At 26.3% G+C, this 12,264-nt stretch carries 14 protein-coding genes; 2 read left to right on the top strand and 12 right to left on the bottom strand.

The genetic code is table 11. The annotated features are described in order from the left end of the window. Nucleotides 1-9: 9 nt before the first annotated feature. From TEGL_RS05385 to TEGL_RS05370, 4 genes are all read right to left on the bottom strand, one after another. Entirely contained in the window at nucleotides 10-609 is a 600-nt protein-coding gene (locus TEGL_RS05385) for a flavodoxin family protein (protein WP_018589169.1), read from the bottom strand. Between the two features lie 8 nt (nucleotides 610-617). Then, on the bottom strand, nucleotides 618-2,369 hold the full coding sequence (locus tag TEGL_RS05380; protein WP_242827299.1) for a GAF domain-containing SpoIIE family protein phosphatase: 1,752 nt from the start codon (nucleotides 2,367-2,369) through the stop codon (nucleotides 618-620). Nucleotides 2,370-2,859: 490 nt separating this feature from the next. Then, nucleotides 2,860-3,336 (bottom strand): hypothetical protein, encoded by a 477-nt coding sequence (locus TEGL_RS05375; RefSeq protein WP_018589166.1) that lies wholly within the window; start codon nucleotides 3,334-3,336, stop codon nucleotides 2,860-2,862. 178 nt (nucleotides 3,337-3,514) lie between these two features. Then, nucleotides 3,515-3,820 carry a DUF1540 domain-containing protein gene (locus TEGL_RS05370; protein WP_018589165.1) on the bottom strand — a complete coding sequence of 102 codons (306 nt, stop codon included), beginning with the start codon at nucleotides 3,818-3,820 and terminating at the stop codon, nucleotides 3,515-3,517. A 206-nt stretch (nucleotides 3,821-4,026) separates the two neighbouring features. On the opposite strand from TEGL_RS05370, the gene TEGL_RS05365 reads away from it, so the two are divergent. Then, the gene (locus tag TEGL_RS05365; protein ID WP_018589164.1) at nucleotides 4,027-4,503 is read left to right on the top strand and encodes a hypothetical protein; all 477 of its coding nucleotides are present in this window, start codon (nucleotides 4,027-4,029) and stop codon (nucleotides 4,501-4,503) included. Between the two features lie 55 nt (nucleotides 4,504-4,558). On the opposite strand, the gene TEGL_RS05360 is transcribed toward TEGL_RS05365, so the two are convergent. The 6 genes from TEGL_RS05360 to hpt all read right to left on the bottom strand — a co-directional run bounded on the left by TEGL_RS05360 (nucleotide 4,559) and on the right by hpt (nucleotide 9,036). Further along, a complete protein-coding gene (locus TEGL_RS05360) occupies nucleotides 4,559-4,729 on the bottom strand; it encodes a hypothetical protein (protein ID WP_018589163.1) in 171 nt (56 codons plus the stop codon). Nucleotides 4,730-4,805: 76 nt separating this feature from the next. Further along, on the bottom strand, nucleotides 4,806-5,414 hold the full coding sequence (locus TEGL_RS05355) for a manganese efflux pump MntP family protein (RefSeq protein WP_018589162.1): 609 nt from the start codon (nucleotides 5,412-5,414) through the stop codon (nucleotides 4,806-4,808). Between the two features lie 434 nt (nucleotides 5,415-5,848). Then, nucleotides 5,849-6,067 carry an alpha/beta-type small acid-soluble spore protein gene (locus tag TEGL_RS05350; protein WP_018589161.1) on the bottom strand — a complete coding sequence of 73 codons (219 nt, stop codon included), beginning with the start codon at nucleotides 6,065-6,067 and terminating at the stop codon, nucleotides 5,849-5,851. A gap of 90 nt (nucleotides 6,068-6,157) precedes the next feature. Further along, nucleotides 6,158-7,384, bottom strand: a complete 1,227-nt coding sequence (locus TEGL_RS05345; protein WP_018589160.1) for an NAD(P)/FAD-dependent oxidoreductase — start codon at nucleotides 7,382-7,384, stop codon at nucleotides 6,158-6,160. Nucleotides 7,385-7,415: 31 nt separating this feature from the next. Further along, nucleotides 7,416-8,336, bottom strand: coding sequence for a phosphatase PAP2 family protein (locus TEGL_RS05340; protein ID WP_018589159.1), 921 nt, complete (start codon nucleotides 8,334-8,336; stop codon nucleotides 7,416-7,418). A gap of 175 nt (nucleotides 8,337-8,511) precedes the next feature. Continuing rightward, a complete protein-coding gene (gene hpt, locus TEGL_RS05335; RefSeq protein WP_018589158.1) occupies nucleotides 8,512-9,036 on the bottom strand; it encodes a hypoxanthine phosphoribosyltransferase in 525 nt (174 codons plus the stop codon). A gap of 208 nt (nucleotides 9,037-9,244) precedes the next feature. Here hpt and TEGL_RS05330 point away from each other — a divergent pair, with 208 nt between their 5' ends. Then, on the top strand, nucleotides 9,245-10,321 hold the full coding sequence (locus tag TEGL_RS05330; protein ID WP_018589157.1) for a pyridoxal phosphate-dependent aminotransferase: 1,077 nt from the start codon (nucleotides 9,245-9,247) through the stop codon (nucleotides 10,319-10,321). A gap of 65 nt (nucleotides 10,322-10,386) precedes the next feature. Here the strand turns inward: TEGL_RS05330 and TEGL_RS05325 are convergent, their stop codons facing one another. Both TEGL_RS05325 and TEGL_RS05320 read right to left on the bottom strand, forming a co-directional pair. Beyond that, nucleotides 10,387-11,151 (bottom strand): viroplasmin family protein, encoded by a 765-nt coding sequence (locus tag TEGL_RS05325; protein ID WP_018589156.1) that lies wholly within the window; start codon nucleotides 11,149-11,151, stop codon nucleotides 10,387-10,389. Between the two features lie 70 nt (nucleotides 11,152-11,221). Continuing rightward, nucleotides 11,222-12,154 carry a macro domain-containing protein gene (locus TEGL_RS05320; RefSeq protein WP_018589155.1) on the bottom strand — a complete coding sequence of 311 codons (933 nt, stop codon included), beginning with the start codon at nucleotides 12,152-12,154 and terminating at the stop codon, nucleotides 11,222-11,224. Nucleotides 12,155-12,264: the final 110 nt, after the last annotated feature.

The raw sequence follows: 12,264 nt of genomic DNA, 5'->3' as shown, positions 1-12,264 counted from the left end.
TTATTATTCTTACATTAGATCATTTATTTCTTTTATATAATTTATCACCGCCTCATTTAACACTTCTTGAAATACCATATTTTCACTAAATGCTACTTCATCACTATTACTCATATAAACATTTGAAATTAATTTAGTATTTATACACTTAAAGAATAAATCCATTACAAGTTGTCCACCTAAAAATTGATTTTCATATTCAGGTTGACCTCCCACCGCTATAAACATTCCTCTACGTTCTTTTTTAATATCTATAGATGGTTTCTTTAATATGTACTTACTTGAGTAAAATGCCTGAGTTCTATCTACTAATGTTTTTACCTTTGTAGAAATACTTTGGAAAAACATAGGACTTACTACAATAGTTCCTATAGATTTGTCAAAAGCTTCATATAGTGGAGTCATATCATCTTTTATAATACATTTTCCAGTTCTTTCACAATATCCACAAGCTGTGCAGTAGTCTATATTCATTCTATAAATATTTAATACTTCGTAGTTAATCTTGTTCTCTTCTAACTTTTTAGTTATATTTTCAATTATTTTACTACAGTTTTTACTTCTTCTTGGACTACCATTAACAATTAAAACTTTATTTTGTTTATTCATAACCCCTCCTAAATATTTTTTAACATTAAAATTAAAATATCATCATCAAAATTATCATTTCCAGTAAATTTTTCTGCTTCTATTTTAAAGTTTTCTACAATTTTATTCTTATTATTTTTGTAGTTATTTTCTACAAAACCCTTCAACCTATCTATACCAAACTCTTCTTTATCATTATTTTTAATTTCTAATATGCCATCCGTAAACATAAATATCATTGGATAATTTTCTACACTAAAGGTATTACTATGATACTCTCCCTCTGGTAATACACCTATAGGAATTCCTTTTTTACAATTAAGACTCTCCACTACTTCACCATTTTCATCAATAATTATAGGACTATAATGACCTGCATTAGAAACAGACAATATATTTCTTTCAGTGTCAAACACATTTATTAAAGCCGTAGCAAATACACCCATCTTATCAAACTCTTCATATAATATTTTATTTAAGTGAGTTGCTATTTCTCCAGGTGTTTTATATTGATAGCATAATGTTTTAAAAGCACCTTTAATCATAGCAACCATATAGTTGGCCACTATACCATGTCCCATAACATCAGCAATAATATAAGCTACTCTTTTATCATCAATTTTATGCGCATAATAGAAATCTCCACCTACAACTGTTGCTGGTCTATGATAAAATTCCAATTCTTTTTCATTATTGCATTCCATCTTACTATCATTCATTATAAGTTTTTGTTGTTTGTTGAGTATATTCAACTCTTTTGCAATCAACTTATGCTTTACATTTTTCTCACTATAGTCATAAAGTTGCATAGCAACTGTAACCTGCTTTGATAATATACTCAATATATTTAAATCATCATCTTCGTATTTTTTTCCATCTGTACATAAAATTACACCAATAGACTCTGATTCATTAGACAATTTATAGAAGATATATGTATCTACATTTAAGTTTATTTCTTTTGATTTTTCTCTATCATTTACATACTGGCCTTGAACATTTTTTGATAAAAGCAAATTAACTGTATCTTCCATATTAGTGTCTCTTTCATCTAACTTACAATAAGACCTAAATATTTTATTTTTACAATTATTTTTGTCTATTAATATAACCGAATCTTGGCTCTTTGTGGTTTTTTTAGCTATATCACTTAAATGAACTAAGAATTCATCTATATTTTTATTTTGATAAAGCTTTCTCGTAGCTTCACTTATTAATTCTAAAGAACTTCTAAGTTTATCAATCACAAAATTCTTTTGACTATTTTTTTCTGTTATTTCTATAGATAAAGCTATTAAAGAAGCAATAGAAGACACAAAGTCTATATCCTCATCTTTTAAAATATCATCTTCGTCTAAGAAACAAGTCATAAATCCTACTACTTTTTTATTATATATTAAAGGAAATACAACCCTTCCTGTATATTTTTCATACTTCGCTAAATCTCTCTCTTTTATAGCTCTTTCATCTTCAAAGACATTTTTTATATAAATTATTTTTTTAAATTCTACTGCATCATGAATGTATTCTGGATAATCTTCATAAAAATCAAATTTTACACCTTTAGCTTCGTCAGATTTAAAAGTTTCTCTTATGTAATCTAAGCTATTTGAACATACTAAGTAAGCATGCTTATAATCGCTATTATAAAATAAGTTGACACAAGCTTTTCTAGGAAAAACTACTTCAAGCATTTTTTCAATTATTTTATCCTTTATATCAAAAAAATTAGTAGATTCTGTAACTAACGAAGATATCTCTACTAAATTTTTAATTTTCATACTAATATTGGTCATAAGTATACACCCTTCCCTCATATAAGATTTACTTTTTTATAAAACTTATTGTAACATAATATTATTTATTTATATAGATAAATTACCTTTTTACATGTTTAGGGAATAAATATATATTACTATTTAAATCAAGTATATCTGTGTTAATTCCTCTGTCACTTGAAATTAATGTAAAATTTATTTTTAAATTTTAATTATGTCTATAGTTGCTATGAAGATACTTTCTCTATTCAATAAAAAGAGCTAGCACTTGTATTTTTCACATACATAAATATTAAAAGTAGAAGAGGCATATGATCTAAAAATAACATAAAATAAAAATACTGGAATGAAATATCAATCCAGTATAAAGTCCAATTTTAAGACCTCAGTACATTTCTATGTATACCCGAAATATAAATAATTATTTTTTATAGCTTGTCGGTTTAAAGTTATATAAATACAATATTTATTTATATAATTATCATTATATTTTTTATTGTTTAAACCCTTCATATATACTCCTAATCGTATATATAAATACTATTATAAAACTTATACCTATAAAATAATTAAACCCTGTAAGTAAACTTATAATAAGAAGAGTTATTAATAAGTTAATTCCCCTCTTACCATTTTCATTTATAAAGTTATTCGTTGATATTTCTATATTATTTTTTACATTTTCAATTGCTTCCTTTACTTGCTTCTCATAACTAACTTTATAAACTAAATAAGTTACCTCAACTAATAGTACCCCTACTCCAAGAAGCATTCTAACATTAAAAGATAAATAAAGTATAAACAATGCTAAAATTATTTTTAATCCTTTAAATAAATAACTATCTATTTTTAATGTAATATTTCTAAATTCTTTACACCCTTTTCTAAGTTCATAATCTTTATTTGGCATATTGCTCATTTTGGTTTTTACTATTTCTGAGTAAAATAATTTAATTATATTATTTATCATAACTACACTTCCTCTTAATATCTATTTTATTTTTATTATTGGTAAAATTTTGAATTTATATACTTTAAAAAGGCTTGAATAGTAATTTTTATACAAGTTTTAGGATAATATAATGTCCTTGCAAAAAAAGCCCTAAAAGGGCTTTTTATTGTAAGTATTAAATTTTATAAAGATTAGGTTATTTTTGTGCAAAAGTTTCACAAGATGCATCATTTGCATTTATTCTAACATCATCAGCTGCGCAACATTCATTTTCGTTATATTTGCAATTACAAGCCTCACATTTAATATCTTGTGGCTTTGTACATCCACAATCTACAGAGTTAGTAAATCCTCCATTTGCTTCATCAACAAAAGAACTACAACCTGTTTCACTAGTTGTAACTGCTTCACGTCCTGCAACATTTATTGCTCCTGCTCTACATTCACAACTTTCATTATGTGCACAGTTAGTAGCATTACATTTTAAGTTTCCATTTTCCATAAATTCCACCTCCTAAAGTTATCTACTTTATTATGTGCAAAATTAAAAATATAATTATGTTTTCTTAATTAATTGAGTTTATATTTTAATGAAATATTTTAGTCTGAATCTTTATATGTTTTAATTTTCTGACAAAAAGTATGCAAACTTTAAATTTGGCAACAATAAAATATAAGAACTTATTATAAAAATAGGAGTGGTCCCTTATGGAGATAAGAGAATTAGACTTAGAAACACGTAATAAGATTTATAGCCACACCAAAAGCATTTTAAGAAAATACCAAAAGGGGATAGTTACTGGCAAATTAACCGCCGATAAGTTTGCACAAAATATTTTATGCGATGATTATATTAATCATATATTAAGCGAAGATTTATTAAATGAAGAAGATTTTAAATCTTCTTACATAGAATACATAAATACTCTTATTGATATGCAAAATGAAAACTTAGCAACTTGTCGCAAAAGAAAAAAAGAAAAAAAGAAAGTATTGCCACCCAGCATTTCTCAAAAAGTAAAACTTAAAAATCTTTTATTGGATGAAGGCTATGATTTAATTATTCCCATACAATATCTAAATGGTAATGATATGGAGAGCATAATTAAATATATTGAAACAGGAGACATAGAGTTAGGAAATGAAAGAATTTACAATTACATACGAAAAACTAATCTAAGTTAAAAAAAAGCACTACTAAGTTAATTTTTAGTAGTGCTTTTAAAATTTAAAATTTTGCTTATCCCATAGCTTTTTCTAACTTAGATAAATATTGTATAGGATAATATCTTAATAATTCTCTAAATTGTTCTACACTTAATCCTTCTGTAGTCGTATATATTCTTATTTTTCCATCTACATCTGCATTAATAAAGTCTTGTTTAATTTTGTTAAAATCTGCTACTGCCATAATAACACTCCTTATGTATTTAATATTTTACATCTAGAGTTATTTTAACCAAGACATATATTTTTATTTATTTTTTCTATACAAAGGGTAAAAAACCTAAATGTTCTAATAATATTTTAATACCCATTAATATTAAAATAACCCCTCCTGTAAATTCTGCTTTTGATTTGTACTTTATTCCAAATACATTTCCTATTTTAACACCTATAGCAGATAAAATAAACGTAACTATTGCTATAAATGAAACAGCTGGTATGATATCTACTTGTAAAAATGCAAATGTTACACCCACTGCAAGAGCATCTATACTAGTGGCAATAGCAAGCATAATCATATTTTTGAATCCAAGTTGATTTACTTCTTCTTCTCCTACAGCTGCTTCTGTTAAATCTACAATTCCACCACCTTCATCCTTTTCCATAGACTCTCTTATCATATTTATTCCTATAAATGATAATAAAATAAATGCTATCCAATGGTCTATGCTAGTTATATAGTCCTTAAATTGTACTCCTAATATAAATCCAATAAGAGGCATTGCTCCTTGAAATACTCCAAAGTATAGACCAACTTTTCCACACTCTTTAAACGTAACCTTTCTAAGAGATAGTCCTTTGCAAATTGAAACTGCAAAAGCATCCATTGAAAGACCTACTGCTAATATTAATAACTCAATTAGACCCATATTTGTCCTTCCTTTCATTTATTAAAATTTCATTCTACTTTGATATATTCTTCCCAAAATTAAATTCATTAAGCCACAGTGTGAACTCTAAATTTTGTGCATCCAACCATGCATATCTACTTTAATCAAATAAAAAAAGACCCACCTATAGCCTTCGCTATAGATAAGTCTCATCATTCAAAACAAAGCCAGATAGTATAACTATCAGTATGTTGACTTTATTACACTAAAATATCAGTGCCAACTACTCCCTTACCAAAGTATTATTTATTTTAATATATTTTCTTTTATTAGTCAATATAACCTTTATTTTCTATTTCGAAAAATTTTTATAATATATAATATTAATATAAAAATAAAGAGGTAAGTAAAAAGAAATTCATTTCTTTATACTTACCTCTACTTTTAACTATATATTATTTTCTATTTTCTAGTTATTGTTGACCTTTTCCAGCCATTTGTTGTTCAGCCATTTCAACAAGTTTTTTAGTCATGTATCCACCTACATAGCCATTTTCTCTAGCTGTAAGATTTCCTTTATCTACTTGTTGATAGTTAGACATACCAAGTTCATTTGCTATCTCTAATTTCATTTGATTTAAAGCAGCTTTTGCTTCTGGAACAGCCTTTGTGTTATTATTGTTAGTTGCCATGTTATTACCTCTTTTCTTTTTTAATATTTGTTTCTAATACTATTATGTTACAATTGAGATTTAACATGTATGCAATTTTTGACAAAATTTTTAACAATTGGTACCAGCTAAGTAAGCTGTTGAATAAGCTATCTGTAGATTAAATCCTCCAGTATATGCATCCACATCTATAATTTCTCCTGCAAAGAACAGATTGTTTACAATTTTAGATTCCATGGTACTGGCATTAATTTCACTTACTTTAATTCCTCCAGAAGTAACTATAGCTTCTTCTATTGGTCTATATCTCTTTACAGTAAAAGTAAGATTTTTTAATAAATAAACTAAATTTAACCTTTGTTTTTTAGATATTTGATTTACTTTTAAGTGTCTTGGTATTTCACTTAATTCAATTATTATTGGTATAAGTTTTTTTGGAAGCAAATCATCCAACGAATTTTCAAAGTTTTTGTTTGTGTACTTTGTAAAATCTTTAATAATTCTTTTATCTAACTTTTCTTCATCTAATGCTGGTTTTAAGTCAAGAATGATTTTGTAATTTTCTTTACTAGTATCTTTCATTCTGCAACTAGCAGATTTTATTATCGGTCCATCTAAACCATATTCTGTAAATTCTAATTCTCCGAAGTCATTATATATTTTTTTATTTTTGCTACTAATCACAGTTATAGCCACATTTCTAAGAGCTAATTTTTCTAAATCTTTAACAAAATTTTCTTGCACCTCAATACCAATTAAAGAAGGTTTCGGACTTATTATTGTATGTCCTAAAGACTTAGCGAACTTATATCCATCTCCTGTAGATCCAGTAAGAGGATAACTCATGCCTCCTGTAGCCAGTATTACACTGTCACATTTTATTACTTCATTATTGTTATAAATAACTTTTTCTATTTTATTATCTTTTGCTATGATTTTGTTAACCTTCGCATCTAATATAATTTTTACTTTTTTGTCTTTAACTTGTCTTTCTAAAGCTTTTACCACATCTAAGGCTTTGTCACTTTGAGGAAATACTCTTTTTCCTCTTTCCGTTTTAGTTGCAAGACCAAGAGAATTAAACATAGTTATTGCATCATAATTTGTAAATGTGTAAAAAGCACTGTATAAAAATTTACCATTTGTAGGTACATTTTCTATTAACTCTTCTACATCACAATCATTAGTAATATTACATCTTCCCTTTCCTGTAATTAAAAGCTTTCTTCCTAATCTATGTTGTTTTTCTAAAAGTATAACATTGGCTCCATTATCAGCTGCAGTTGATGCTGCCATCATTCCAGCCGGACCTCCGCCTATTACTACTACTGTTTTCAAATAATCATCCTTTCCTTAAAAATATGGAAATTTATGCTAGCTTAAATAATTTAAATAGTGCTGGAGCACCTGCTACACCCCAAAATACTACAATTGTATATTTTAAATATTTAATAATATTAATTATCTCTTCTGCTTTATTAACTATTAAAGTATCTTGCACATAATTAAGCAACAAATAAACTGCTAATAATGATATTATCCCTACTACAAATCTAAGTATTTTTTTACCTAAACCTTCATTTTTTGAAGTTTTTTTAGCAAATATATTTTTTCTTCTAGTCTCATTTTCCGTACTAAAGTTAATAAAAGTATCTTCTACCATATAACCTAGTGCAAAACCTGTATAAAGACCAAACATTTTGTATAAATCTTCTCCACCAACAAAATATGTACAAACTCCAAATATTAACATCAAAATTACTAATATATAGTAATTTTTGCTATCATCTATGTAGTCAAATAATTTTATAAATATTATACTTAAAACTATGCCAAATCCCCATGCAACAATTACGTCCATTGGCCAATGGACACCTAAATATAATCTTGATATTCCTGCTCCTATAATCATTAATATTCCTATAATGTATATCCATGATTTTCTAAATAAATACATCATAGAAGTCCAAAAAGTAGTAGCCGTTTGCGTATGTCCACTAGGAAAAGAATAACCTGTTGCAGTTTCTACTCTTAAAGATTCTAAACCTTCTGTACCTATAGGTCTTGGCATTTTAACAAAATTTTTAATCCATGCATTTATATTTAAACTTCCACAAAGCGCAAATAAAGTTCTTTGCCCTGCTTTTTTATTTATACACCAATATATTACCCCTGTTAATACGGTTATTACTGGTACTTCTGTGCATATAGTAAAGAATGTAAATATACCTGTAAGTAACTCATTTCTTATACTTTGCAAATACATTAATATGTCCAGTTGAGATCCCATAATTTACCACCTTTCAATAAAATACTTCTTCTTTTCTATTTTACATAATTTTTCAAAATAAATATATATCTTTTGACAATAAATATAATATTTTGTTATTTTTCTTATAATTTACATTTTGAAATATGCTAAAAAGAGTATAAGATTTACTCTTATACTCCTTTTTATTATGTTCTTATATATCTTCAACAATACCTATATAAGGAAGATTTCTATATTTTTCAGCGTAATCTATCCCATATCCAACTATAAATTTGTCTTCAATCACATATCCTACATAATCAACTTTAATATCTGATGTTCTTCTTTCTGGCTTGTCTAATAATGTACAAAGTCTTAATGATTTTGGCTTTCTAGTTTTTAAAGCTGCAACTAATGAGCTTAAAGTTAAACCTGAATCAATTATATCCTCTACTATTAATACATTTTTATTTTCTATATCTACATCTAAATCTTTTATTATTTTAACTGTACCTGATGAATCAGTTGATGTTCCATAACTTGAAACAACCATAAAGTCCATTCTTACATCTAAATTTATCTCTCTTATTAAGTCAGCACAAAAAACACTAGCACCTTTTAATATTCCAACTACTAGTAACTCTTCTCCAGCATAATCTTTTTCTATTTGACTTGCTAGTTCTTTAACTTTATCTTTTATTTCTTCTGCTGAGTACAGAACTCCATTTAATTTATACATAATTTCCTCCCAGTAATGATGAATCATGTTTATTATAACATATATTTTCCCTTTTTCAAATATTTTCATTCGTGTTTTATATTGCATTTTTTTGTTAAATATTATAGCTATTGTATTAGTACAATATTCTTTTTATTTTTGTACATATCTACATATATTTAATTTATACTATACTATATTAAGAATCAAAAAAATTGGAGGGCTAATTATGAATGTAAATCATGGTGCTAATTTATATGATTTGTCAAAACAATATGGTTTTTCAAAAGATGAATTTTTAGACTTCAGCTCTAATATTAATCCATTTGGCACATCAACTTTAGCAAAGGAATATGTAATTAATAATATAAATATGGTATCAGTTTATCCTGATCCAGAATATGTTGAATTAAAAAAATCAATTTCATCTTATTGCAATTGTAATAAAGATAACATGGTTTTAGGAAGTGGTGCTACAGAACTTATATCTTCCTTTATAAGTACTATTACTCCTAAAAAGGCAGTTCTTCTTTCCCCAATATATTCAGAATATGAAAAAGAACTTAAGAAAATTGATTGTGAAATAGTTAAGTATTTCTCTAGGGAATACAATGATTTTGAAATAGATCCTGTGGAATTTGTTGATTTTATAAATAAGCATGAATATGATTTAATCGTCATTTGCAATCCTAATAATCCAACAGGTTTCTCTTTTTCTAAATTTGAAATAGAAATTATATTAAAAAATACCAATGCTTTTGTTATGGTTGATGAAACATATATTGAATTTACAAATACTAGTATTTATTCTTCCACACCTTTAGTTGATCAATATAACAACTTATTTGTAATTAGAGGTACTTCTAAATTTTTCTCCACACCTGGTATTAGATTAGGATATGGGTTAATTGGCAATGAAAGTATAAAAAATGAAATCAACAAGAATCTTGATTTATGGAATATAAATATTATTGCTTCATCTATGGGTGAAATAATGTTCACTGACAATAATTATATTTCCAATTGCGTAGATATAATTTTAAACGAAAGAAATTATATATATAATTCTTTATGTGAATTTAATAATCTTACAGTTTATGAAAGTAAAGGTAATTTTATATTATGTAAATTAAAAGATAAAACTATAACAGCTAGTGAACTTAGAGAAAAGCTAATACCTAAAAAAATTATAATAAGAGACTGCCAGTCCTTTGACGGACTGGATGAATATTTCTTTAGAGTATGCGTTTTAAAACCAGAAGATAATAGATATCTTATTAATTCTTTAAAAGAAATTTTATATTAATTTAAATAATAAAAGGACATACTATATGTCCTTTTATTATTTCTCAAAATTACAAAAATAAATTTTTACTTATTTTCATTTAAATATTTTATAATAGCGCCTTTTGCAGCTTCATCTGCCAAATCATTATACACACTTTCATTGCTATGTGCCTTTACTTTTACAAAGCAAATATTCAATTCTTTACTTATTTTTTCCATATACCTTACATATTCCTGAGTGTACTCATTCTTCGCCTGCCACTCACCACTAGCCCATAAAGCTATATTTTTTAAGTCGTGATAAATAGCTACATTTTGTTTTCCTAATTCTTTTGCCTTATTTATAGCAACTTTTACAGATTCTAATTCTCCTACAATATTCCATTGATCCCATTTGTCATATCCTGCATTGTAGTAAGTATCATGAGAACTATTATTAGGGTCAAGTACAATTACTCCAGATCCAAAAACTTGATTTCCTCTATCATAGCTTCCATCAACAAAAGCAATAAACTCATAATCATTACTAATTTCTTCTGGACTTATATATGATTTGTAAGTTTTAATTTTTGCAGTACTTCTAATAGGCTTAACGTCATAACCTTCTTTTAGTTCTTTTGTATTTGTATTAGTCTTTTTCTTAATTGGTGATTTTTCCTTAACTGTTTCTTCTTTTTTTATAACTGTTGTACTAGCATCACCAATAAAAGCCATAGCTTCTTCAATAGTTGGAAAACTTTTATATTTTGCGCCTTTATATCCTGTTACCTGTGCAGAGCAGTCAGCCCAAGTAAAATATATTCCTGGAGTTTTACCAACTTTAACTGCATAGTACTTCTTTTTCGACATATTAAAATTCCTTTCATTTATGCATTTAAAATAAATATTATAATATCATTAATAATACTAAATAATATAATTAATATCTATAAGAATTATTTATTTTTTCAAATACATAATCATTTACATGGACAAAATACTCCTTTGTTCTTTCTTTTGCATGTTCTATAGTATCATAATCGATAGTGTTAAATATTTCTTTTAATATGCTTTCTGTTGATTCTAGTTCTTCTATATAAACTTTTTCAGCAAAGTTTTTACTCATATTCTTCATTTGTAGGAAGACTTGTTTAAGAGTTTTCACAGTTTCTTCAATAAATTCCAATTCAATATTTCCTGCCAAAAATGCTTCTTTAAGTAAAAAAATATTATAAGAATTCTCTACCCCTAAATTTGTAATAAAATCTTCAATAGTAAAATTATATTGATTGTATTTATCCATTTTTTTATATTGCTCAATCATTTCTAATGAGAACTCTATATCTTTATAATCCTGGGAAAGCTTCTTATAATATTCGTACGTATTTTTATTTGTGCATGAAAAATATATAGTTTCTAGGTATTTAGAATCATATTTTTTTACCATTTTCCATGCTGTATAATAGGCTATATTAGCTGACTTGTCTAAAGGAAATTTGTTATTTCCTGAACTGATTGAAGGAATTGCTATTGTTTTATTATCACATTCCACTGCCATGTCTATGGAGTTTTTATAGCAGGAATATAATAAATGACATTCATCTTCATCTCCACCTTCCCATTTAGGTGTGCAGGTGTGAACTATACTTTTTACATTTAAATCATATCCTTTTGTAATAATACTATGACCTACTTGGCAAGTTCCACTTTTGGATAACTTCTTACTAAGTTTTGCTCCAGCGTTCTTTTGAATTAACTTATCAAGTCTATCGCTACCGCTAAAACACTCATCAGTTGGATTTACAATAGCATCTACTTTAATATCTATAACTTCGTCTTTTACAATTTTAATTCTGTTATCTATACTATCCATATATACAACCCCCTTTCAACAATAAATTATTTACTTTTCATACATTTTCTATAAAAAAGTATAAAATCCCTTTTTATTATTGACCCTACAATTTAATTATAAACATTTTT

It is taken from the genome of Terrisporobacter glycolicus ATCC 14880 = DSM 1288 (genome assembly GCF_036812735.1).
GTDB lineage: Bacteria > Bacillota > Clostridia > Peptostreptococcales > Peptostreptococcaceae > Terrisporobacter > Terrisporobacter glycolicus.
Note: the sequence above shows the minus strand (reverse complement) of the source record. Positions and strands in the feature narration are given on the sequence as shown.